At 63.2% G+C, this 23,298-nt stretch carries 25 protein-coding genes; 9 read left to right on the forward strand and 16 right to left on the reverse strand.

Features of this window, described 5'->3' with window-relative positions:
* Positions 1–812: non-homologous end joining protein Ku (gene ku / locus AC1DIN_RS28610; protein WP_476812194.1), on the forward strand; the 812-nt coding region annotated here is incomplete at its 5' end.
* 244 nt (positions 813–1,056) lie between these two features.
* Here ku and AC1DIN_RS28615 read toward each other — a convergent pair.
* Complete coding sequence (locus AC1DIN_RS28615) at positions 1,057–1,533, reverse strand: hypothetical protein (protein WP_476812195.1); 477 nt, start codon at positions 1,531–1,533, stop codon at positions 1,057–1,059.
* Between the two features lie 135 nt (positions 1,534–1,668).
* On the opposite strand from AC1DIN_RS28615, the gene AC1DIN_RS28620 reads away from it, so the two are divergent.
* Positions 1,669–1,971: a hypothetical protein gene (locus tag AC1DIN_RS28620; RefSeq protein WP_476812196.1), complete on the forward strand. Its 303-nt coding sequence runs from the start codon at positions 1,669–1,671 to the stop codon at positions 1,969–1,971.
* Positions 1,972–2,237: 266 nt separating this feature from the next.
* Here the strand turns inward: AC1DIN_RS28620 and AC1DIN_RS28625 are convergent, their stop codons facing one another.
* The 9 genes from AC1DIN_RS28625 to AC1DIN_RS28665 form a co-directional block, all read right to left on the reverse strand.
* Positions 2,238–2,651, reverse strand: a complete 414-nt coding sequence (locus AC1DIN_RS28625) for a Zn-ribbon domain-containing OB-fold protein (RefSeq protein ID WP_476812197.1) — start codon at positions 2,649–2,651, stop codon at positions 2,238–2,240.
* The gene (locus AC1DIN_RS28630) at positions 2,648–3,796 is read right to left on the reverse strand and encodes a thiolase family protein (protein WP_476812198.1); all 1,149 of its coding nucleotides are present in this window, start codon (positions 3,794–3,796) and stop codon (positions 2,648–2,650) included. Before AC1DIN_RS28630 ends, AC1DIN_RS28625 begins: the two co-directional genes overlap by 4 nt.
* Before the next feature lie 7 nt (positions 3,797–3,803).
* On the reverse strand, positions 3,804–4,997 hold the full coding sequence (locus AC1DIN_RS28635) for a CaiB/BaiF CoA transferase family protein (RefSeq protein WP_476812199.1): 1,194 nt from the start codon (positions 4,995–4,997) through the stop codon (positions 3,804–3,806).
* A gap of 63 nt (positions 4,998–5,060) precedes the next feature.
* The gene (locus tag AC1DIN_RS28640; RefSeq protein ID WP_476812200.1) at positions 5,061–5,870 is read right to left on the reverse strand and encodes an ABC transporter permease; all 810 of its coding nucleotides are present in this window, start codon (positions 5,868–5,870) and stop codon (positions 5,061–5,063) included.
* Positions 5,867–6,721 (reverse strand): ABC transporter permease, encoded by an 855-nt coding sequence (locus AC1DIN_RS28645; RefSeq protein WP_476812201.1) that lies wholly within the window; start codon positions 6,719–6,721, stop codon positions 5,867–5,869. Before AC1DIN_RS28645 ends, AC1DIN_RS28640 begins: the two co-directional genes overlap by 4 nt.
* 40 nt (positions 6,722–6,761) lie before the next feature.
* On the reverse strand, positions 6,762–7,826 hold the full coding sequence (locus AC1DIN_RS28650; protein WP_476812202.1) for an ABC transporter ATP-binding protein: 1,065 nt from the start codon (positions 7,824–7,826) through the stop codon (positions 6,762–6,764).
* A 28-nt stretch (positions 7,827–7,854) separates the two neighbouring features.
* Positions 7,855–8,178, reverse strand: coding sequence for a DUF4387 domain-containing protein (locus AC1DIN_RS28655; protein WP_476766336.1), 324 nt, complete (start codon positions 8,176–8,178; stop codon positions 7,855–7,857).
* A 1-nt stretch (position 8,179) separates the two neighbouring features.
* Positions 8,180–9,523 (reverse strand): acyclic terpene utilization AtuA family protein, encoded by a 1,344-nt coding sequence (locus AC1DIN_RS28660; protein WP_476812203.1) that lies wholly within the window; start codon positions 9,521–9,523, stop codon positions 8,180–8,182.
* A gap of 177 nt (positions 9,524–9,700) precedes the next feature.
* Entirely contained in the window at positions 9,701–10,585 is an 885-nt protein-coding gene (locus AC1DIN_RS28665; RefSeq protein WP_476812204.1) for a LysR family transcriptional regulator, read from the reverse strand.
* Here AC1DIN_RS28665 and AC1DIN_RS28670 point away from each other — a divergent pair.
* Entirely contained in the window at positions 10,475–11,782 is a 1,308-nt protein-coding gene (locus AC1DIN_RS28670; protein ID WP_476812205.1) for an ABC transporter substrate-binding protein, read from the forward strand. The two genes, AC1DIN_RS28665 and AC1DIN_RS28670, sit on opposite strands and share 111 nt — an antisense overlap.
* 155 nt (positions 11,783–11,937) lie before the next feature.
* On the opposite strand, the gene AC1DIN_RS28675 is transcribed toward AC1DIN_RS28670, so the two are convergent.
* Entirely contained in the window at positions 11,938–12,846 is a 909-nt protein-coding gene (locus AC1DIN_RS28675; protein WP_476781206.1) for a LysR substrate-binding domain-containing protein, read from the reverse strand.
* Between the two features lie 137 nt (positions 12,847–12,983).
* Between AC1DIN_RS28675 and AC1DIN_RS28680 the strand changes: the two genes are divergently transcribed.
* The 6 genes from AC1DIN_RS28680 to AC1DIN_RS28705 all read left to right on the forward strand — a co-directional run bounded on the left by AC1DIN_RS28680 (position 12,984) and on the right by AC1DIN_RS28705 (position 18,098).
* Complete coding sequence (locus tag AC1DIN_RS28680) at positions 12,984–13,874, forward strand: transporter substrate-binding domain-containing protein (protein WP_476812206.1); 891 nt, start codon at positions 12,984–12,986, stop codon at positions 13,872–13,874.
* Between the two features lie 223 nt (positions 13,875–14,097).
* Positions 14,098–14,814 carry an amino acid ABC transporter permease gene (locus AC1DIN_RS28685; RefSeq protein WP_476812207.1) on the forward strand — a complete coding sequence of 239 codons (717 nt, stop codon included), beginning with the start codon at positions 14,098–14,100 and terminating at the stop codon, positions 14,812–14,814.
* Positions 14,811–15,608 carry an ABC transporter permease subunit gene (locus AC1DIN_RS28690; protein WP_476812208.1) on the forward strand — a complete coding sequence of 266 codons (798 nt, stop codon included), beginning with the start codon at positions 14,811–14,813 and terminating at the stop codon, positions 15,606–15,608. The genes AC1DIN_RS28685 and AC1DIN_RS28690 overlap by 4 nt, the downstream gene beginning before the upstream one ends.
* 2 nt (positions 15,609–15,610) lie before the next feature.
* Positions 15,611–16,363: an amino acid ABC transporter ATP-binding protein gene (locus tag AC1DIN_RS28695; protein ID WP_476812209.1), complete on the forward strand. Its 753-nt coding sequence runs from the start codon at positions 15,611–15,613 to the stop codon at positions 16,361–16,363.
* Between the two features lie 24 nt (positions 16,364–16,387).
* Positions 16,388–17,410 (forward strand): C-terminal binding protein, encoded by a 1,023-nt coding sequence (locus AC1DIN_RS28700; protein ID WP_476812210.1) that lies wholly within the window; start codon positions 16,388–16,390, stop codon positions 17,408–17,410.
* 34 nt (positions 17,411–17,444) lie between these two features.
* The gene (locus tag AC1DIN_RS28705) at positions 17,445–18,098 is read left to right on the forward strand and encodes an RraA family protein (protein ID WP_476812211.1); all 654 of its coding nucleotides are present in this window, start codon (positions 17,445–17,447) and stop codon (positions 18,096–18,098) included.
* Positions 18,099–18,299: 201 nt separating this feature from the next.
* On the opposite strand, the gene AC1DIN_RS28710 is transcribed toward AC1DIN_RS28705, so the two are convergent.
* From AC1DIN_RS28710 to AC1DIN_RS28730, 5 genes are read right to left on the reverse strand one after another with little or no spacing between them, the layout of a single operon-like run.
* Positions 18,300–18,854, reverse strand: coding sequence for a carboxymuconolactone decarboxylase family protein (locus tag AC1DIN_RS28710; RefSeq protein WP_476812212.1), 555 nt, complete (start codon positions 18,852–18,854; stop codon positions 18,300–18,302).
* A 17-nt stretch (positions 18,855–18,871) separates the two neighbouring features.
* A complete protein-coding gene (locus tag AC1DIN_RS28715; protein WP_476812213.1) occupies positions 18,872–19,735 on the reverse strand; it encodes a carbon-nitrogen hydrolase family protein in 864 nt (287 codons plus the stop codon).
* Positions 19,732–21,405 carry an ABC transporter ATP-binding protein gene (locus AC1DIN_RS28720; RefSeq protein WP_476812214.1) on the reverse strand — a complete coding sequence of 558 codons (1,674 nt, stop codon included), beginning with the start codon at positions 21,403–21,405 and terminating at the stop codon, positions 19,732–19,734. Before AC1DIN_RS28720 ends, AC1DIN_RS28715 begins: the two co-directional genes overlap by 4 nt.
* The gene (locus AC1DIN_RS28725; RefSeq protein ID WP_476812215.1) at positions 21,402–22,274 is read right to left on the reverse strand and encodes an ABC transporter permease; all 873 of its coding nucleotides are present in this window, start codon (positions 22,272–22,274) and stop codon (positions 21,402–21,404) included. Before AC1DIN_RS28725 ends, AC1DIN_RS28720 begins: the two co-directional genes overlap by 4 nt.
* Positions 22,271–23,215 (reverse strand): ABC transporter permease, encoded by a 945-nt coding sequence (locus AC1DIN_RS28730; protein ID WP_476812216.1) that lies wholly within the window; start codon positions 23,213–23,215, stop codon positions 22,271–22,273. Before AC1DIN_RS28730 ends, AC1DIN_RS28725 begins: the two co-directional genes overlap by 4 nt.
* Positions 23,216–23,298: the final 83 nt, after the last annotated feature.

A 23,298-nucleotide genomic window follows, 5' to 3' on the forward strand; every position in this document is an offset into this window, starting at 1 on the left:
CGCGTGCGAACTGGAAAGGCTATCTGAAGTTCGGCGAGATCAGTTGTCCGGTTGCGCTCTATACCGGGGCCAGCACATCGGAGCGCATTTCGTTCCACACGATCAATCGCGACACCGGTCATCGGGTGCGGCGCGAGTTCGTCGATCCAGTCACGGATGAGCCGGTCGACCGGGAACACCAGATCAAGGGCTTCGAGATCGACAAAGACCGGTACGTCGAGGTTGAGCCCGAGGAAATCGCAAAGGCGGTTCCAGAGAGCAACAAAACCCTTGCCGTCGCCGCCTTCATCCCCTGTGTCGACATCGACACGATCTATTTCGACAAGCCCTATTACCTGGCGCCAGACGGCAAGATTGCCGATGATGCCTTCGCCGTGATCCGGGAAGCTCTTCGGGCCAGCAAAGTCGGCGCACTCGCGCACGCTGTGCTGTTCCGCCGCTATCGTGCACTGCTGATCCGGGCCCAGGGGCTCGGCCTCGTCGCCCATACTCTCAACTTCGACTATGAGGTGCGCTCGGCATCGGACGCCTTCGACGGCATCCCCAAGCTGAAGATTCAGAAGGAGATGCTGGATCTCGCCAAGCACATCATCGACACCAAACGCGGAACGTTCGACCCGTCAACCTTCGACGATCGCTATGAGGCCGCGGTCGCTGAACTGGTGAAGGCGAAGCTCGCCGGCAAGGCGCTTCCGGTCGCGAAGAAGGCCAAGCAACCCAAGGTCGTCGATCTGATGGCGGCCTTGCGCGCCAGCGCCGGTCAGGCTGCCCCTCCGCCCGTAAAGCGCAAAGCGTCGCGGAAAGCAGCTTAGCCTGCCAGCCTCATTTGGGTCCGGAAATTTCCGGCATTCGATCCCGCTTCGTCGGAGTCAGGAGCCTTTCACTCTGGAACTAACGTCGCTAGGTCGCGTTCTCAAGCCGGATTGAGAGAAGTGCTTGATCTCAGGTCGAGCAATGGGCTGGAGGCCCAAGTGAACCCCGCCACCGCCGTGGCGGGGTTTGCCGTTTCGGTTCGCGACATTTACCGATTTGCGCCATCGATGCGGCCAAGGTCCGCTAACGCTCGGCTTTCCGATCGCCCCCTGTAGCCAGATATCGCGACACCGCCAATTCTAGGCGGACCCGCTCGTGATCCAACGCGCTATTCGGCGGGGCGGATTCTAAGGCCCGCAACCTGGCCAATGCGGCCCGGTATTCAAATGGATTGGTTACGCGGAAGAAGACGAAGGCGACGCTATCCTGTTTCGGGTTGTCCATGATGCAGCCCCTTGTAACGAACATCAGTGACGAGCCATTCAACTGGCGTGATTGGATCGCTGTTCCAATCATTGAGCCTCTGCTCTGGCGGGCCTTTGGCGTCGCGGTGTCCAGCGACCGATGGGCTGGTAGATCACCGATTTCAGTAGCGACCGTTCGCCTGCGCGCGACGACGGTGATGTCGGCGTTGGGAACACCAGTGGGCGCTAGGGCGGCGATGAAGCCGCGCCTTAGCAACTGGCTCATCACGTGGTGCGCATCGGCTAGCAACATCATCTCGGGCGAATCTAGGCGCCGTCATCCTTCGGGGTGGCGGCTTGCGTTCGCGCCAACTTCCGAATTGCGTTGAGATCGAGCCAAGCGAAAAGGCTCGATCCACTTTCGGGCCGTCGGATGGCTGAGGAGGACTAATTGAAAGACAGGGCATTCTACGCGTGGATTGCCGGCTTCGCGGTGGTCGTGGGCGTGCTGGTTTGGAGCCTCAGCCCCGGCTCTTCGGAATATCCATCGATCGGAGGGGGCGGTTATGACCTCTCCGGCCCAGTCTACACCCTGACGCTCCTGGCATTCACGGGCCTCTGGTCGATTGCAATGCTGCTAACCGGCTTGAACCACAGCGACGCAGCAATCCGACGTCGCGCGTTCATCCTGGCGGTCATCGGCCTCATCACCTTCTCGCTGTCGGTCATGATCTGGGGCAACAACCTGAGTTAGCGGGCCCGGGGGCGGGAGGCGCACTGGCCGGCGGCCGACGAACTGACGAGGGGCTCCGTAGATATTCCTCCACTGGTTGATCGGCTTCCGAGATGTCGAGGGGATTTGGAATCGCCAGCGTCGGCCCCATAAGTGGACGCTCGAAATGCGGGCGAGGAGGGCTTTCAGCCCCCTTCCAAAATCCGGCCCGCAACGCGTTGACGATTGACGGCCAATCCAGCGCCGCGGCGACCGCCTCATCATCGAGAATGGAGCATTGCCAGGCCTCACGCAGCGAGTCGGAAGGCAGGCAGCGGGTAGCGTCGCGACTCGTCGGGCGGCAGCAGTTCCAGCCTGGCTCCGCTCGCGATCGACTTCGCGTCCGCGCCGATGATCCGGCCCAGCAGGCTCGCGCCTTCATCTAGCGCGATCTCGGCGAGAATGATCGGTACCTCCTCGTTGAACGAGGGATGGTTGGGGCGCGTGATCAGGGAGAAGGACACGATCCGCCCGTGGCCTGACACCTCCGTCCAGATCAGATCCGTCGCGCCGGTATAGGGACAGATCGGCCGGGGATAGAAGAACAGGGGCCCACCGTCGCGGCTCTGCTGGAGCATGAGCCTGCCTTCGCGCCAGCCGGCCAGGAAGGGGGCGTTGTCCTCATCTTCGTACGGTTGGGGATAGGCGATCTCGACGCTCATTGCACGGCCTCCAGGATGATGCTGCTGGCGGAAAGTCCATGGCCGTAGCCAACCATGCCGTAGCCCGCGACAAGGCCGCGCCTGGCATTGGCGACCTGCCGGTCGCCGGCCTCGGCGCGCAGTTGGCAGACCGCCTCGGTGACGCTGAGCAGCCCGCCTGCGATGCCCGCCTGCCCGCAGGAGAGTTGGCCGCCGCCGGTATTGAGCGGCAGGCTGCCGTCCCAGGAGAAGCTGTTCGCCGCCAGGAAGTCGCTGACCTCGCCCTTCCTGCAGAAGCCGAGATCCTCGAGCTGGATCGCGACCATGATCGGGTAGTCGTCGTAGAGCTGGACGAAATCCATGTCCCCGGGGCCGAAACCGGCCTTGTCGTACAGCTTCCCGGCGAAGGTCTCCCAGCCGCCGCGCAGCGGAGCGATCTCCATCGGCGGATGATTGTGGCGCTCGAAGCCCGAGAGGATGCGGACGGCCTTTCCGGCCGGTGCGCGGTAGAGCGTGGTGACGACCACGGCCTCGGCGCCGGCACAGGGCAGCACGCAATCATAGAGGCAGATCGGGTCCGCGATGACGCGGGCGTTCATGTAGTCGTCGATCGTCATCGGGTCGCGCAGGAGCGCGTGCTCGTTGCGCTGCGCGCTGCGGCGCTGGTCGACTGAGATGCGGCCGAGATCCTCGCGGCGCGTGCCGTAGGTTTCCATGTGCTTGCGCTGGATGATGCCGAACAGGCCGTTGGCGCCGCCAAATCCGAGCGGCGTGCCGTAATTGCGCAAGCCCCGGCTGAAATTGTCCATGAGCTTGAAGTGGCCGCCGACATCGTAATTGTCGCCGGCGATACAGAGTACCGTCGTGGCCTGACCACTCTCGATCGCGTGCTTGGCGTTGATGATGCTGGCGACCGGGCCGGCGCTGCCGGCGGTGCCGAGATAGGCCCAGGAGACGGAGATGCCGAGCTGCTCCGCGGCCGTCACTGTATTGTCCGGCGGCAGTTCAAAGGAGCAGATGGCCAGCCCGTCGACATCCTTGAAGGTCAGGCCGGCCGAATCCAGCGCGTTGCGGCCGGCTTCAGCCAGAAAGGAGAAGAGCGTGCGCGTGGTGCGCTTCTCATAGGCGGTGCGGCCGTAGCCCGCGATTCCGATAGAGCTTGTCATGACCGCCTCAGATGATGTGGTTGCGCCGTAGGTCTTCGATCTCGGCGGCAGAAAGCCCGAGCCAGCCGCCGAAAACCTCGTCGTTGGATGCGCCGGGATCGCGGCCTGGCCAGCGGATGTCGCCGGGGGTTTCGCTCAGCTTCGGCACGGGGGCGGGCATGCGCATCGGCCCAAGGGTGTCGTCGACAAGCGTGCGGACGGCCTCCCGGGCGGCAACATGGGCGTCGCCCAGCACATCGGCGATATCGTTGATCTTGCCGGCAACCACCTTGTTGGCCACGAGTTTCTCCAGTGCGAGCGCGGTGGGCTGCGTCTTCAGCCACGCCGCGACTTCGTCATCGATCGCAACGCGATGCGTGACGCGGTCGGCCATGGTCGCGAAGCGGGAATCGTGCTTGAGATCCGGACGCCCCATCGCATCGACAAGGCCTTCGTAAATCCGCTGGGAGCCGCAACTAATGGCGATCGCGCCGCCGTCGGCCGTGGCGTAGACGTTGCGCGGAACGTCCTCCTCCATCTGGTTGCCGAGCAGTGGTTTCTTCTGGCCGGTCTGGTCGTACCTCACGATGACGGACTCGATGATGCGCAGCAGCGGCTCGTAGAGCGCAACGTCGACCACCTGACCGCGCCCGCTGCTCTCGCGCCGATGGATCGCCGCCAGGGCGCCGAAAGCCCCGAAGACGCCGGCGAGGTAATCGCCCATCGGGAATGCCGAGACGGTCGGCCCCTTGTCGGCATGGCCGGTGAAGGATGCCAAGCCCGAGAAAGCCTCGGCGATGGTCGCATAACCGCCCTGCTCGCGGTTGGGTCCGGTCTGCCCCCAGCCGCTGACGCGGACCCAGACGATGCGGGGAAAGCGCTTCGACAACTCCGCCGGATCAAGATCCCAGCGCTCAAGCGTGCCGGGACGGAAGTTCTCGATGACGATGTCGCTTTCACCGATCAGCCGCAGCGCGAGTTCGCGCGCTTCCGGCCGCGAGATATCGAGCGTGACGACGTGCTTGTTGCGAGCCATCGTCTTCCACCACAGGGCTGCGCCATCCTTGTGCGGCGGCCATTCGCGCAAGGCATCCGGCTTGCCCGGCTTCTCCACCTTGACGACGCGTGCGCCGAAATCACCCAGCATCGAGCCGACGAATGGTCCGGCCAGCATCGAGCCGAGTTCGAGCACCTTGAGGTCCGAGAGGGCACCTTCAGGCATAGTTCGGGCGTGCGCTTCCATGATGGCTCGCTTTCTGGAGGGATGGGAGGCGGCGCTGGCCGCCTATTTTGTGGGTGCCGCGACCCGGTCGATGCCGACGAAGATTTCGAGCAAAATTACCGCTACGATCGCGACATAGATCGTTCCGGCGGAGATCGCCGCGACCATGGGGTCGATGGCGTACTGCACGTAGTTGAAGAGCTTGACCGGGATGGGCATCAGCGTCGCGGTCGCGTTGAAAATGCTCAGCTCGACGTTGATCCAGGAAATGATAAGCGCAAACAGCGCGCCGGCGACGAGCCCGGGCTTGATGATCGGCAGCGTCACCAGGAAAAAGGTCGAGACGGCGGAGGCACCAAGATCGAGGCTCGCTTCCTCCAACGTCTGGTCGAAACGGGCGAGCGAGGCCAGTACCGTGCGCAGGATATAGGGTACGACGATCACGACATGGCCGACGAGCAGCGCGGTGTAGCTGCGCGCGAAGCCGAGCATGCTGGCATATTGCAGAAGCGCAGCGCCGATCACGATGGTCGGCAGGATCAAGGGCGCGAGGAAGATCGTATTGATGATCTTCATGCCGGGCAGGTTGCTTCGCGTGATCGCCAGAGCCGCCGGTACCCCGAGCAGGACTGCAATCGCTGTGGAGGCGACCGCGATCGAAACGCTGAGCCCGATCGCGTCCAGATAGGACGTGTCGGCGAGAAAGCGCTCATACCAGCGCACGGTGAAGCCTACAGGCGGGAAGGTCAGGAATTCCGTTTCCGTGAAGGAKACCGCCACGATGATCGCGAGCGGGATCGTCAGGAAAGCCAGACCCGCCCAGACGAAAATCACCAGGAAAACACGGCCGATTCGTTCCGAGAGCGTCATCATGCGCGCACCGCCTGGCAGCCCGTCGGCTGCCGTTCGATGAAGAACAGATAAAGCGCGATCAACACGAGCGTGACGACGAGCAGCGCGACCGCGAGCGCGGCACCGAAGTTGAAGTCGAAGAGCGAGCCGTATTGCTCAAAAATCGACATCGCCATCACGACGGTGCGGCCGCCGCTCATGATGCTCGGCACCACATAGGCGCTGACCGCGAGGGTAAAGACGATCAGCGATCCCGCGACTACCCCCGGCATGCTGAGCGGGAAGGTCACTTTCGCGAAGGTGACGAACCGGCTCGCTCCCAGGTCCAGCCCGGCTTCGACCAGCGATTTGTCGATGGTCTGGAGCACACCTGCTACCGTCAGCACCATGAAGGGCACGAGGATGTAGGTCAGGCCGATGACGATGCTCAGTTCCGTGAACAGGATCGGGATCGGCCTGTCGGTCACGCCGAGCGCCATCAGCGTCGTGTTCACCAGCCCCTGCCGTCCGAGAAGGATCATCCAGCCGAAGGAGCGCACGATGTTGCTCGTGAACAGCGGCATGATGACCAGGATGTAGCAGATGCGTCTGCCCGCGCGGCTGCGCAGAACGTTCACGATGTAGTAGGCGATGGGGTAGCCGATCGCGAAGGAGACCAGCGTCGCAATCAGCGAGAGCTTGAACGTCGCATAGAGGACGCCGGGATAGTAGCTGTCGCCGAGAATGCGGGCATAGTTTGCCAAGCTCCAGACACCATCCTTTGTCTGGAAGCTCGCGATAACGACGACAAAGAAGGGCACGAGGAAGAAGGCTGCCATGAAGGCCAGGGGCACACCGACCAAAAAGGCGGCCCAGCCATTGCGGATTCTCATCGCACGGCCTCCCTTGATCGATCGTGGACGGCGAGCGCGCTCATTTCGTCAGCACCCGACCGCTGTCGCGCTTCCAGGACAGCACCACGTCGTCGCCCACCGCGACTGGCGCGTCACCGGCGAAGGCCGTTTGCTGGGCGACGATTTCCTGCCCCGCGGCCGTGACGGCGTAAATCCGAACGATTGCACCAGCGAAGACGATCTCCCTGATGCGTGCGGGCGTGGAGACGCAATCGCTGGACGGGTCGGGGGAGCGTTGGACGCTGACGGCTTCCGGGCGCAGAAGATACGTCGCCATGATGCCGGGCTCGGCGTTGTGATGCCCTGCAATCGACAGCGATCCCACGGACAGCGACCCATCCGTCGCGACGGTTCCGGCCAACAGGTTGGCGTCGCCGATGAAGTCGGCGACATAGCGCTCGGCGGGTGCGTGATAGATGTCGCGGCCAGAGCCGATCTGGGCGATGCGGCCCGCGTCCATCACGGCGATGCGATCGGCCATCACCAAAGCTTCTTCCTGGTCATGCGTGACGAAGATGAAGGTGATGCCAAGCTTCTGCTGAAGGGCCTTCAGCTCGATCTGCATCTGCTTGCGGAGCTTGAGATCGAGCGCGCCGAGCGGCTCGTCGAGCAGCAGGACCTTCGGCCGGTTCGCGATGGCGCGAGCCAGGGCGACACGCTGCTGCTGCCCGCCGGAGAGCTGCGACGGAAAGCGCCCGGCATAGGCTGCCATGCCCACGGTCGAGAGGCATTCGTCGACGATCGACGAAACGTCGCCCGCGGCTTTGCCGGCTCGGCGGGGACCGAAGCCGACATTCTGGGCGACGGTCAAGTGTGGGAACAGCGCGTAGTTCTGGAAGACGGTGTTCACCGGCCGACGGTTGGGCGGCAGGCGCTTCATCGACCGGCCTTCGATCATGATGTCGCCATCGTTGAACTCGACGAAGCCGGCGATGGCGCGCAAAAGGGTCGTCTTTCCGCAGCCGCTTGGACCCAGCAAGGCCAGGAATTCGCCTTCGGCCACATCCAGCGAGATGCCGTTCAGCACCACGAGATCGCCGTAGCGCTTCGTCAGGTGCTCGACTCGGATGTAGCTGTTGCTCATTGATGTTCCCGGCCGTTCGCGCATCATCTCAGGCTACGGGGATCGGCATATTCATCAGCGGGACGTGCTGCTGGCAGCCATACATGTCGCCTTCGCCGGCTGATCCCTGCGCACGGGGGCGTTTGATCGTGATCTTGATGGCGTTGGCCATGTCGATCTCGAAGAACGACGAAATATCCGAGACCGAAAGGCCATAGGCCTCGGCAACGGTTTCGGGTGTGATAGCGCCGGAGGAGCGGATCGCCTCGTAATTCGCCTTCTCCTTGCACAGGATGTCGAAGGTGATGCGATAGGGACCGGCGTTCTTGCTGCGGACGATGTCCGCGATCTCGCGGAGGGGGCGGACGCTCATCTCACAACTCCTCGATGCTGACGGGGAAAAGCTCGGTCGGCGAATCCACCTTCATCAGGTGATAGGCGCTGAACTCGTAGACGGGGCCGACATCGAGGTCGGAGGGCGAATAGGGGAAGGCTAGATTGCCCGATGGATTGATGATGCCCTCGTAGTGATGGTGCAGCATCGCTCCGCTGATCTGATGGCAGGCCGCATGTGCTAGCTCCTGGCTGGCTGCGGTCACCTCGATCACAAGCCCGACTTCGCGTTGCAAAGCTTTGTCTCGCTCCAGCTCCTTCATCACGCCGTCGCGGCCATACACATGAAACTGGATCGAGATTGCAGACGGCGCAAAATAATCGATCGCCTTGAGCTTGAGCTGATTCAGAATGCCGTCGAGTGCCGCAATCGTCGTCGGACAACGAATGCCGGCGATCGAGATCGAGCGGTAGCCCGCCAGCCGTGCACCTTCCAACTTGACGTAATAATCGTCCGTTTCGGTCAGCTTCGCGCCTTTGACACGGACCTGCCTGTCGCCGAGCTGCTCGAATGAGCAGGCGGTCAGGTCGATCTCGTGGCCAGGCCCACCCTGCTTGAAGGGATTCTCTCGCTCATAAAGCGAGTGCGCCGAGACCGATTTGACCGAGGCTCGCCGACCGATGCTGCCGGGCTCCAGCACGAAGCTGTCCTCATGGATAGTTCCGAGCATAACGTCCATGGCAAAGGGCTCAGCCGAGAACGCGCCGCATTCGAGGATCTTGCCCATGTGAATGGCGAGCGCGGGATCGGCGCCCTTCCATATCGGATAGGCGGCGATCACCGAGTCATCGCAGGCGCGGCCGGCGATGATGACATCTGCGCCGGCGTCAAGGGCTTCGCAGATCGGCTCGTGCCCCATTTGCGCGACAAGCGTCACGGTCTCGTCGAGAGCGTCTTGCGTGAGTGGATGACCAGCCTCGAAGTCGAGTACCTCGCCCGATGCGACCGCGCGCTTGGCGCGCTCGATCGGAATATCCGAACGAATGGTTGCAAGCTTGAGCTTCAGCCCATTCTCTTTGGCGATTTCGCGAACCAGAGCGGCAGTCCGATCGATCTGAACCCCGGAACCTGCTCCGCCGACACTGCCGACGATGACGGGAATGCCAGCCTTCTGCCCCGCGCGGATCAAGGCCGTCAGCTCTCGCTTGATGCTGACATCCGAGACCAGCGGTTTGCCCGAGCCAAGATAGTGAGGGCCGGGATCGGTCGAGCCGGCATCAACCGCAATCACCGCGGGATTGAGCGACATGCCGCGCGCCAAGGCTTCATCGCCGAAGCCATAGCCTAGAGTTCCCGTGGGGGTCAGCACGGTAATGGCAGCCATCTTTGACCTCGATCTTTCGCTCGGCCGGAAAACCATTGAATTCGCCAGTTTCGGGCGAAATCATCGGCTTCTATTGAGCGATCGACCTCCGCAGTGGTCAAATTGCTTCTGGCAGGTCAGCCATAACCTCTAGATATGCCTTAGCGGTGGATGCTCCGGTTATCGTGCCGGGCGACGTCAGAGTTCGTCGCCAATCGCGGCGGACATCGCGGCAATTTTCGCCGTCAGATTTGACCGGACATGCTCGGTGAGCGCCTTCGTCGCGAGGGAAGGTTCGCGGAAACTCGGCATGACAACCCAGACGTTGAAGTTCACCACGGGGAGAAACGGCCTGACGACCAGCTGATCTGGCGTGAACCCTTCGGTGCTGAGCGGATCCACGATCGACACGCCCACGCCAGCCGCGACAAACGAACAACACGCCTCAGTGAGTTGGACCTTGATGACGATGTTTCGCTCGGAGCCGCTTTCGGCAAACACCCGGTCGATTTCGAGCTGCGCCCGGTCTTCGTCGACCATGCCGATAAAGCGCTCACCATGCAGGTCGCGGGCATGAATCACTTCGCGCGACGCCAGGGGATGATCAGGCGCCATGGCACAGACAGCCTTCATCGAGCACAGTATCTCGAAATTCACACCAGCGCGGTCCGGTGCGAACATCCCGAAGCCCAGATCGAACCCCTGCGTGGCGACGGCCTCTACAAGGAGCCAGGAATTCCGGCTGGACATCTCGATCCGCAGACCGGGCCTGGTAGCCAGAAAACCGCCCAGGATGGGGGGCAGGACCCTTGCCGCCAGCGAGGGATAGGAAACGAGATTGATCTCGCCATAGTCGAACTGCTTGATCGCCCGCGCCCGTGCGGAAACCGATTCCACGCTCAGAAAAACCCGTTCGACCTCGGAATAGAGCATCTGCCCTTCCGATGTGGGGACAACCCCGTTCTTCTGGCGATGAAACAGCGAGAAGCCGCATTTTCGCTCGAGGAGAAAGATCAGTTTGCTGACGGCAGGTTGCGACAGGCCGAGCTTCTCCGCGGCTCTGGTGAAGCTGCCCAATTCCATGATGGTTTTGAAGGCTTCGAGCTGTCGAATGTTCATAGCGAAAAGTTATCTCAGAGCCTTCGATTTCAATTTGATGCCGAACTCAAGCCGAGTCCTCATACCTCTCTCAGGGGAAATAAGCCAAACGGCGAAGGAGAAGCCATGACGCATTTCAAGGCAAAGCTGCTTGCGGGCACGATTTCGTTCGCGGTGCTTGGTGGCTTCGCGACCATTGCCGCAGCTGAGGACTCCATCACTGTCGCGACTTATGGCGGGGAATGGGGCGCTGCGATGCAGGCCTGCATCATCGATCCTTTCACCCGTGATACCGGCGTGCGCGTGACGCCGGAGCCTGGGGTCTCGGGTGTGACGCTCAGCAAGCTGCGCCAGCAGAAGGACGCTCCTTCGCTGGATGCCGTCTGGATCGACGGCGGCGTTTCCGAAATCGCGGCTGCCGATGGCGTAGTCGCAGCGGTCGATCCGGCGAAGGTCCCCGCCGTAGCCGGTATGATTCCCGAAGGTGTCTACAAGGGCGCCGACGGCAAGATCTTCGCGCTCAGCACGGGCTTCTACTCGCTCGGACTCGCCTACAACACCCGCGACATCAAGCAGGCGCCGGCCTCCTGGCTCGACTTGTGGAAGCCTGAATTCGCCGGAGCAGTCACCTTCCCCAGCCCATCGAACGCGATGGGGGTGCCATTTATCGTGCACCTTGCGGGGCTGCTCGGGGGCAATGCCGATAACGTCGCCCCTGCTTTCGAGAAACTCAAGCAGCTCAAGGTTTCCGCCTATTTCGATACCGCGGGGGCTGGAACCAACCTGTTCCAGAGCAGCGAGGTCATCATCGGCGCTCACTATGCCAGTTCGGCCTATGCGATGCGCGACCAGAAGCTCCCGATCGAATTCGTTGTGCCGAAAGAAGGAGCGATCGGCGGCGATATTCGTCTGCATCTTGTCGCCAACAGCAAGAAGCAGGCACTGGCGGAGAAGTTCATGAACTACGCGGTCGGCAAAGGGCCGGCGAAATGCATGGCAGAGAAAATCTATGTCGGACCGGCAACCTCGGGTGTCGAGCTGACGGATAATGCGAAGCAACGCATGCCATGGGGACCCAACGGCTCGATCAAGAGCCTGGCACTGCCCGACTGGAACAAGATCAACGCAAATCGAGCCGCCATCATCGAGGCATTCAACAAGACGGTGGTCGCCAAGAAGTAACCGCCAGGGCTGCGACAACCTTCAGGCGCAGGGCTGGAGGCGGGCGAATCTGATCGCCCGCCTTTAGTTTTTTGGTGGTCGCCAAGAAGTAACCGCCAGGGCTGCGACAACCTTCAGGCGCAGGGCTGGAGGCGGGCGAATCTGATCGCCCGCCTTTAGTTTTTTCTGCCGAGCTCGTCGGTGAAATCCTGCAGTTGTGTCAGGGCATGCTCGACGAACCGTTCGATCAAGTTGAATGAACGCGCCGCCTTCGGCCGAATGAGCCAGATGTCGAATTCCACTGCCGGCTCGAACGGCCTGGCCGTGATGCGGGCATCGGTATTGTTGTAAGCGCTGATCGGGTCGACGATGGCGATGCCAGCCCCGGCGGCGACGAACGAGAAAGCGGTCTCCGACTGGCCTACTTCGAGCCGCAACCTGCGTGAGATTCTTCGTTCCTCGAAGAGCCGATCGATCATGAAGCGGGAATGGTCTTGCGGGCCAAGCGAGATGAAGTCTGCCTCGGCAAGGTCTTCGGCCTGGACGCTGGCGGCTTTTGCAAGCCGATGTCCGCTCGGCATGATGCAAAGGCCGCGCAGCCGATGGAGATGGGTGCTCTCAACCTCGGGACGGTCGCCCGGGAGAATGCTGAAGCCAACATCGACATGCTGAGCGGCGACAGCATCGATCAAGCTGCGTGACCGCATGCTTTCAAACCGGAAGCGGGTGTCGGGCCGGCTTTGGCAAAAGGACCAGATGATCTCCGGCAGAACGCGGCGTGCGATGGCTGGAAAGGCCGCGATGCTAAGTGCACCCCAGGTCTGGTCGCGCAGCGCTGTCGCAACCCGGGCGATCTGGCCAACGCCAACGAACATCCGTTCGACCTCGGAGAACAGCGCCTGCGCTTCCCGTGTCGGCGCCAGCTTGCTGCCTTGCCGCTCGAACAGGCGGAAACCGCAATGGCGCTCGAACTGGGCGATGAGCTGGCTCACCGCCGGCTGTGAGATGCTCAATCTCTCCCCGGCGCGCGTCACGCTGCCGGTCGTCATAACCGCACGGAAAGCCTCGATCTGGCGGACATTCATGGAATCAACATAAGTTTGAGTTATTCTGTGACGATAATTTTCTATTGGATAATTATATTCCGCAAGAGGATGATCATCTCAAGGACGCAGGGATGTCTGCGAGCTTCCAGTCAAGCGTCCGGACAATGGGGATCGTCATGTTCATCGAAATTGCTCGGCGGCGTGTCCGCTCCATGGTATCCGCCGCAGCCAGCATGGTCCGTGGCGCTCGTTTCCTGACCGGCACCTCGTTGCTTGGACTGGGCCTTGCAACTTCGGTCGGCATCGCCCATGCGGACCAGCTCGACCGCGTCAAGCAGCGCGGCAAGCTCATCGTCGGGATCAAAAACGACTACGTACCGTTCGGTTATCTCGACGCCAAAGGCCAGAACGTCGGGTTCGAAATTGATCTGGCACGGGCTGTTGCCAAGAATCTGCTCGGTTCGGAATCGGCGATCGAGTTCGTTCCTGTCAGTGCCTCCAACCGGATCGAGTTCCTCAACGCCGGCCGGATCGACCTCATCCTGGCGACGCTCGGCGTGAACGCGGATCGGGGTAAAGTCATCGACTTTACGGAGAACTACTATTTGATGGCTGGCATCGTGTTGCTGGCACCCAAAGATGCTTCCTACAAGAGCTGGGATGATATTCGCGGCAAGAAGCTCTGCGGCAGCCAAGGCAATCTCTACAATCGCACTCTCAGCGAGAAAATGGGCGCCGAGCTCGTTCTTTTCAGCAATAGCGCCGAGATTTTCAGTGCTTTCCAAGGGGGGCGTTGCGACGCGATCGGGTTCGACGGCCCGATCCTGAACATGAAAGTTACTGAGGACGGCTGGAAGGATAAGTACAAGATCGCGCTGCAGACCTTCGATTATATCCCCATCGCCGGCGGCGTCCGCAAGAACGAGCCCGGCTTTCTCAAAGCTCTCGACGCTGCGATCGTCAAAGCGGAGGCGAGTGGGCTCATGGTCGAGGGCGAGAAGAAATACAATCTCGGCGAGAGCGAGTACGTCCAGAAGCGTGCGGCCGACGCGAAGAAGACGCAGTAGCGCCCACACGGATCCGGCCGCAGCGCGGGCGGGCATCTTCCATCATGCAAGCGTCGGTGGAAGCGCAAGCTGGTCTTCAAGTGCATCATCGCGGCCGGCGCTGCGTCGCCGGCGCCATCGCTTTGCTCGCACAGGAGATCAACATGGCCATGGCCCCGCTCCGCATCGATGGCCTTGCCGGTCTCGCCGGGATCGAACTGCTTCGGGATAGGAAAGTTTCGGCATGAGCCTCGACTATAGCTGGCTCAGTGACGGCCTCTACCAAACCTGGCTGCTGCGCGGCCTGGGAACGACGGTCATGATGAGCCTCCTGGGGATCGCGCTGATGCTGGTTATCGGCGTTGCGGGAGCCTTGTGTCTGCATTTCCGCCTGCCAGTGCTGGAGACGCTAACGACCGTACTGGTCGAGCTCTTCCGCAACACGCCGCCGCTGGTGCAGCTCTTCTTCCTCTATTTCATGCTGTCGGAGGTCGGCCTGAAGCTCACCGACCCGACAACGGGCCGCAGCGTGCCCCTGTTCTCCGGCTTCACCTGCGTGGTGCTGTCGCTAGGGCTCTACAACGGCGCGATTGCGGTCGAGATCATCCGTTCGGGGTTGCTCGCAGTGCCGTCCCAGACTGTAGAGGGCGCTCGCTCGCTCGGTTACACCCGCCTCCAGGCCTTCCGCTACGTCGAGTTGCCAATCGGCTTCAGGCTGTCGATGCCGGCGATGACGAACAACGTCGTCAGCCTGATCAAGACCTCGTCGCAGGCTGCGCTCGTCGCGGTTCCCGACATCATGTACGGCGCGACCCAAATCTCACTCGAGACTTTCCGGAACCTCGAGGTGATGCTGCTGATCTGGATCCTCTATGTCGCCCTCGCGAGCTTGGCCGTCGTCGTCCTGCGCCGCCTCAGCGAAGTCTTCCGCATTCCCGGCTATGGAGTGCAGGCATCATGAGTAGCGAGTGGCGCGCCTTCCTGCTCGGCATCGTCGGCGTTCCCGCCATGCTCGCGGGTTTGCTCGTGGCGGTCTATGGGGCCGAGACGCAGATCATCCTTGGAAAGATCTGGCTGCGCACACCGCTGCTCCTGTCCGGCTCCGCGGACTTCAGCAACTACACCGGCGGTTTCGCGGCAAACATCATCATCAGCCTCTGGGCGATGGCGATCGCCCTTGCGATCGGAATCGTGCTCGGCATCGGTTTGATCGCCCGTAGCGCGCTTGTCCGCATTCCGTCCGAATTCGTGATGAACGTGCTGCGTAATTCGCCCTGGCTCGTCGTGCTCTATGCGATGCTCTACCTGCTGCCGTTCGAGATCACCGTCTTCGGCGCCACCGTCTTCCTGTCGCCGATGGTGAAGTCGATCGTCGGGCTCGCCCTGCCGGTGACGGCCAATATCGCCGAGGTGTTTCGCGGCGGTGTCGAGGCGATCGCGAGCGGCCAGTGGGAATCGGCCCGCTCGCTCGGCTATCGCCGGCTGCAGATCCTGCGCCACATCGTGGTTCCACAGGCGCTGCCGCTGATGACGCCCAATCTCATGACAATCTACGCGATGCTGTTCATCGGCACGAGCCTCGTCGTGGTCACCGGAACGTCCGACGTTCTGTCCGTCGCGCGCACGGTCATCGGCAGCGACGGCGATCACATGGCAACGGCCGTCTACATCTTCGTGCTGCTGCTGTTCTTCCTGTTCAGCTTCCCAATCGCGATCCTGACACGCTGGTTCGAACGGCGCGTGCGGGCGAGGTGACCATGACAACCGCCGCCAACAAACCATTCATCGAGCTGCGCGACGTTCACAAGTCGTTCGGAACGTTCCCGGTGCTCAAGGGCGTTTCGCTCTCCATCAAGGACGGGGGCGTGGTCTGCATCATCGGCCCGTCGGGCTCCGGCAAGTCGACGATCCTGCGCTGCATCAACGGGCTGACGCCGATCAATGGCGGCAGCATCCGCGTGGGCGACTTTCAGGTGGAGAAGCTCCGGACCGATCGCGAGTTCATTCCCCTGCGCCACCAGGTCGCGATGGTGTTCCAGCAGTACAACCTGTTCCCACATCGGACGGTGCTGCAGAACCTCACCATGGCGCCCGTCCAGGTGCTCGGCGAGAACCCGGCTGAAGTAACGGAGCGCGCGCGGATCCTGCTCGCCAAGGTCAGGTTGACCGGAAAGGAGAACGCCTATCCCGGCGAGCTCTCAGGCGGCCAGCAGCAGCGTGTTGCGATTGCGCGGGCGCTTGCCATGCAGCCGCGCGTCATTCTCTTCGACGAGGTCACCGCCGCGCTCGATCCGGAGATGGTCAGCGAGGTGCTGAGCGTCATTCGCGATCTCGCGCGAGAGGGCCTGACCTGCGTGCTGGTGACCCATGAGATGCGCTTCGCGCAGGAGGTCGCCGACGAGGTGTTCTTCACCGACCGCGGCGTCATCGTCGAGCACGCAGCCCCGGCAACCCTCTTCAAGGCTCCTTCCGATCCGCGCTTGAAGGACTTCCTCGACAAGGTTCTTTGAACCCAGCGACCAGGACTGATTGCAATGACTGCCCTCAAGATATTGGTTCCCGACGCGCATCTGCGTGATCTCGACGTCGAGCGTGGCATTTCGGGCGACAGGCTCGACTACATCGTCTTCGACGAGACCGATCCGGGTGCGATTCCCGACGAGATCTGGCGGCGTTGCGACGCCATTCTGGTCTGGCATCGCATGAAGATCACGGCCGATGTCGTCGCCAAGCTCGATCGTTGCCGATTGATCGTCCGGGTGGGCGTCGGCTTCGACAATGTCGATGGCGCCGCCTGCCGCGCGCGCGGCATTCCACTCTCCAATGTGCCGAATTATGGCACCACGGAAGTTGCCGACCATGCGCTCGCGATGCTGCTGCACCTCGTTCGTGGCCTCGGCAGCTACGAGGCACGGCTGAAGGCCGATCCCGTAGCCGGCTTCGTCGCGGAAAACGTGCCGGTCGTGCGCCGCATCCGTGGAGCGACCTTCGGTGCGATCGGCATGGGGCGCATCGGCACTGCGATCGCCCGGCGTGCGGCTGCCTTCGACATGAAGGTCATCTATGTCGACCCCTACCAGCCGGAGGGGCATGATCTCGGGCTGGGGATCGAGCGTATCCGCACCCAAGAGGAGCTGTTGCGCCGGGCCGACATCGTCAGCCTGCATGTCCCGCTCTCCGAGGCCACGCGCAATCTGATGGGCGCGGCGCAGTTCGCCGCGATGAAGCCCGGCAGCATCTTCATCAACATCGCCCGAGGCGGTCTCGTCGATGTCGATGCGCTGCACGACGCGCTGAAGAGCGGTCACATCGCCGCGGCTGGGCTCGACGTCCTGCCGAAGGAACCGCCCATGCCGGCGCCGGCGTTGATCGAGGCCTGGCGCAGCAACGCGCCTTGGCTCGCCGGGCGGCTGGTCGTTACGCCTCACGCCGCCTTCTATTCGGAGGCCGGTTATCTCGACATGCGTACCTTCTCCGCCGAGATCCTGCTCGAATTCCTGTTCGAGGGACGGCTGCGGAACAACGTCAATCCCGGCTGGGACGCCAAGGCGGCGTAAGCGGGATTAGTCTTCTCAAGCACGGACGAAGCAGATGGCACTCCAACAGAGCGATATCGCCTTCAAGGCGCTCAGCACAGAACAACTCGAGGCCTGGCGGGTCATCCCGCCTGCCGTCGCATCGGATTGCATGAACCGCACGCAGGTCATGAAGGCGGCGATAAAGCCGATTTCTCCCGACACAATCCTGTGTGGCCAAGCCCGCACCGTGACGACGATGGTCGGGGATTGCGGTCCGATATGCGCGCTGATCAGCAGCGCCAAGCCCGGGGAGATCATCGTGGTCGATGCCGGTGGCGTCGAGGACACTGCGGTTTGGGGCGGCGTGATGACCGAAGAGGCGGTTCAGCGTCGACTTGGAGGCGCGGTTGTGGATGGTGCCATCCGCGACGTGTCAGACATGAGAAAAGCAGGATTCGCGATGTTCTGCCGGGCGATCGTACCTCGCGGCCCGCATCATGGTTTCGGCGGTACGATCGACGGGCTCGTGTCCATCGCCGGTGTCCCCGTGCGCTCTGGGGATATCATTCTCGGCAACGATGATGGTGTCGTCGTGGTGCCGCTTGAGAGATCCGAAGAAGTGTTGGCGGCTGCCCAGGCTCACCTCCTTAAAGAGGAAGGTTGGATCCGAGACATCCGCGCCGGACGCAGAATACCGGAGATGTTTTCAATCCCGGCGGCCAAATAGACAGACTGCGGTTTACGTGCTGCCGTCATATCCCCGTGGCGCCGCAACATCAATGCGGTCGTGTCGCTTGGTTGCAGCTCATCGCAAGACTCCGCTGTCTGTGAAACGGGGACGTCCGCTTCCGGGCAGCGCATTAATGTCGGGAAGTGGCGCTTCTCGGCGGAACGGATCGCGCTTGCGTTGAGCGGCAATCTTCTGCGTTTAGCGGTCGGCGGTGGCAGCCAGCGGCTTCTCGGACATCTCGGTCGTGATCGCCTCATCGATCGGCGTCTCGTAGGTCATCAGCATGTAGCCGAGCACCGAATAGAAGCCGACCGTCGCGATCAGGTCGAACACCGCCGCGCGCCCGATTGCAGCCGCAAGCTCGGCTTCGAGCGACAGCGACAGGCGCTTGTCGATGAGGAGCGTATCGACCGCCCGCACGATCAGCCCGTCCTCGCCCTCAGGGCTTCCGCGCAATGCGGCGATGCGGGCATCGCTCATGCCGAGCACTCGTGCCCGGCTGACATGATGCGCCCATTCATAAGACGAGCCCATGCGATGCGCCGCGCGCAGAATCACTACTTCCGAGCGCACCGGCCCGAGCGCGCTGTCCTTGACGATATGCTGGCGCAAGGGCGCCCAGGCCTTCAGCAAGGCCGGATGATGCGCCATCGTCCGGTAGACATTCAGCGCGCCGGCAAAGCCGGTCTTCAGCTCGGCGAGCGCTTCGGGCCAGTCAGCGTCGCTGATCGGCGGGCAGGGAGAGGTCCTCATCGGCTGTCTCGCGAGGGTCAACGCGTCAGGTACTTGGCGTAGAGGGAAGGCGCCCGGTCGGCCCAGATGCCGGTGAAGCTGCGGTAACGCGCGACCTCGAGGAGGTCGATCTCGACCCGCAGCACGTTCTCGCGATCATGATCGAGCGCGCCGAGCACGCGGCCGTCCGGCGCGACAGCGCAGGAGCGCCCGAAGAAGCGTTGCCCCCCCCGGCTGCCGCTGCGGTTGCAGCTCAGGAAGAAGACGCCGTTCTCGGTCGCCCGCGTATAGGCGCGGTGGATGAAGAGCGCTTCGTCGGTCACCGGTGCATTCTCGGCGCCGAAGGAGGCCCAGACCGAGGTCACGATGCTCGCACCCTGAAGCGCGAGGATGCGGGTGATCTCGGGGAAGCGGATATCGTAGCAGACCTGCATGCCGAGCCGCGTGCCGAAGACCGGGTAGGTGTCGATGCTGTCGCCGCCGCTGAAGAACAGCTTCTCGTTCTGCCACTGATGGACCTTGGTGTAGTCACCGAGCACGCCCTCAGGGCCGATCAACAGCGAGGCATTGCGCATCACGCCGGCGCGCAGGCGATCTCGCAGGCCGAGGCCGATGACGATATATACGCGGTGCCGCGCGGCGAGTGCGACGAGCGCCCTGATCTCCTCGCCGTCCGGCGCGGCGCAGGCCTCGTAGAGCGCCGCCCCGAAATGCGGGACATCGCTGACAACAGGCCCGCCCGGCACCAGCGGCTCGACATAGCCGGTGTTGGCGAGCTCCGGGAACAGGATAAGCTGGGCGCCCTGTACCGCTTCCGCAGCGACGAACTCGTGGATGCGGCGGAAATTCTCGGCCGGCGCCAAAGACTGGACGTCGAGCTGGACGAGGCTGGCGGCAATCATGCGTCGGCTCCGGCGATGCGGCGCCCAGTGGCGAAATCCCAGTCTCGCCCCGGCGCCGCGTTGATCAAGGCCCGTGTATACTCATGGCGCGGCCGCGCCAGCACTTCGGCGGCCGGCCCGTCCTCGACGACGCAGCCGCGCCGCATCACCATCACCTCGTCGCAGATCTGGGCGGCGACGCGCAGATCATGGGTGATGAACAGCACGGCGAGATTGCGCCGCTCCTGGATCTCCGCCAGCAGCGCCAACACCTGTGCCTGCACGGAGACGTCGAGGGCAGAGACGGCCTCGTCGGCAACGATCACCTCGGGCTCCATCATCAGGGCGCGCGCGATGGCGATGCGCTGGCGTTGGCCGCCGGAGAACTGATGGGGAAAGCGTTCGAGGCTGGTGCTGGGCAAGCCGACCACCTCGAGCAATTCGCCCGCACGCTTCAGCGCAGAGCCGCGCTCCTCGCCGAGATTGAGCGGCCCCTCGATCAGGCTCTCGCCGATGCGCAGGCGCGGATTGAGCGAGCGATTGGGGTCCTGGAACACCATCTGCACGCGCCGCCGCGCCGGGGCCAGCGCCTTCTGACCCTGGAGTGGGGCGATGTCCTGGCCGTTGACCCGGATTTCGCCGCCGGTCGGATGCTCCAGCCTGAGCATGCAGCGCGCGACCGTCGACTTGCCCGAGCCGCTTTCGCCGACGATGCCGAGCGTGCGCCCACGCTCCAGCCTGAAGCTGACATCGTTCACGGCGCGCACGGTGCGGATATCCCGCCCCATCAGCTTCCCAAGCAGAGAACCGAAGCTGAAGGTCTTTTCGAGATTGCGGATCTCGACCACGGCCTCGACCTCTTTCGGTGCAATACGTGGAGCACGCGGTACCAGCGACGGCACGGCCTGGAGAAGATCGCGCGTATAGGCCTCGCGCGGCCGGCTGAGCACCTGCTCGACCGGGCCGGTCTCGACGATCTCGCCGCGACGAATCACGCAGACCCGGTCGGCGATGTCGACGACCACGCCCATGTCATGAGTGATAAACAGTACGGCGGTGTTCTGCTTCTCCTGCAATTCGCGGATCAGGCTGAGGATCTGCTTCTGCGTGGTGACGTCGAGCGCTGTGGTCGGCTCGTCGGCGATCAGGAGCTTCGGCTTCAAGGCCAGCGCCATCGCGATCATCACGCGCTGGCGCTGGCCGCCGGAGAGCTGATGCGGGTAGCTGTCATAGATCCGCGCCGGATCGGGCAGGTGCACGGCCTCGAAGGCGGCGAGCGCAGCTTCCTTGCGTTCCTTGGGACGCATTGTCGTGTGCGCCCAATAAACCTCGTCCATCTGGAGGCCGATCGTCAGCACCGGGTTCAGCGCCGTCATCGGTTCCTGGAAGATCATCGCCATCTCGGCGCCGCGCAGCGCCTTGGTGCGCGACGGTGGGGCGGTCAGGATGTCCTCGTTGTTGAGCAGCACCGCGCCGGCCGTCGTCCGCAACTCGTCGCGCGGCAGCAGGTCAATGGTCACCAGCGAGGTCACCGACTTGCCGGAGCCGGATTCGCCGACGAGGCAGAGCGTCTCGCCCGGCATGATGTCGAAGCTGATGCCCTTCAGAATCTCGCAGGGCTCGCGGCCGCGGGTCGCGACCTTGAGGTCGCGGATCGAGAGCACCGGCTGGCTGGAGGATGTCGTCGTCACGGGGCTCTCCCCTGCATCTTCGGGTCGAGCCGGTCGCGCAGCGCGTCACCCAGCAGGTTGATCGACAGGATGCAGGCCGACAGCACGATCGCCGGCCAGAACACCAGCCAGTGGTTGATCGCGAAATAGAGCCGCCCCTCGGCCATGATGTTGCCCCAGCTCGGGATCTCCGTGCCGATGCCGACGCCGAGGAAGGACAAAGCCGCCTCCGTCAGGATAGCGGAGGCGTACATATAGGTCCCCTGCACGATCAGCGGGGCGATCGCCGTCGGCAGCAGATGCTTCCAGATCAGCTTGGCAGGCGGCGTACCGAGCAGCATCGCCGCATCGACATAGGTCTCCTCGCGGGCGGCGATGACGCGCGCGCGGACCAGCCGGACGACCTGCGGGATCGCCGGGATCATGATCGCGATGATGACGGTGGTGAGCCCGCCGCGGACCAGCGCGACGATCGCGATGGCGAGCAGGATGCCGGGAATGGCCATCAGCCCGTCCATCATCCGCATCAGCACGCCGTCAATGCCACGATACCAGCCGGCGATCAGACCAAGCGGCAGGCCGATCACGATGGCGCCGATGGCGACGCCGGCCCCCACCAGCAGCGAGACCCGCGCGCCATAGACCACGCGCGAAAAGAGGTCGCGGCCGAAGCTGTCGGTGCCCAGCCAGTAGAGGTTCGAGGAAGGCTTGAGCCGCATCGCAGCGTTGAGCTTGGTCGGCTCGAAATTCGCGATGAACGGCGCGAAGACAGCCATCGCAACGACGATGATGAGGACGAGAATGGCGAGCACCGTCGTCCAGTGCGGCGGGTTTCTGAGCAGGCGGCGGCGCGGGAGGCCGCCCTGCGCGGGACTCGATGCGGCGCTCATTGGTAGCGGATCCTCGGGTCGCTCAGCGCATAGGACAGGTCGATCAGCAGGTTGATCAGCACATAGGTTCCGGCCGTCAGCAGGATGATCGCCTGGATCAGCGGGTAGTCGCGGGCGAGCACGCCGTCGACGACCAACCGTCCGAGACCGGGGATGTTGAAGACCGTCTCGGTGACGACGACGCCGGAGACCATCATGGCGAAGCCGGTTCCGACCACGGTGAGGATCGGGATTGCGGCGTTGCGCAGCGCGTGGCGGAACAGGACGATGCGCTCGCCCAACCCTTTCGCCCGCGCCGTGCGGACATAATCCTCGCGCAGCACTTCCAGCATCGAGGCTCGCGTCATCCGCGAGACCAGCGCGATGTAGAAGAAGGAAAGTGCCAACCCCGGCAGCAGGATGCGGTGGAGGAACTGGCCGAAGCCCTCGGCGAGCGGCTTGTAGCCCTGCACCGGGAACCATTTCAGGTCGACCGCGAAGACCGCGATCAGCACATAGCCGATCACGAAGATCGGGACGGAGAAGCCGATGACCGAGAGCGCCATGACGAAGCGGTCGACCATGCCGCCATGGCGCCAGGCGGCGAGCACGCCGAGCGGCAACGAGATGACAACCGTGAAGATCATCGCCATCACTGCGAGCGCCAGCGTCGGGCCGATGCGCTGGCCGATCATCTCCAGAACCAGGCGTTGCGAGATCAGCGAATGCCCGAAATCGCCCTGCGCCATGCCGCCAAGCCAGGTGGCGAACTGGCTGGCGAGCGGCTTGTCCAACCCGAGATTCTCACGGATCGCGGCAAGCTGGGCCGGCGTCGCCTGATCGCCGGCAATGGCCTGGGCCGGATCGCCCGGCGTCAGGCGCAGCAACAGGAAGACGAACAGCGCCACGAAGAACATGACGGGGATCGCCATCAGCAGCCTGCGCAGGAAGTAGGAAGCCATGTGGTGCTCCGCGCCAGGGCGCTGGCCGGACAGCCAGCGCTCGGTCAAGCCAGCTGGGCGGCAATGCCGCCCGGTCCGCGAGG

Source organism: Allobosea sp. 05T438 (assembly GCF_056396025.1).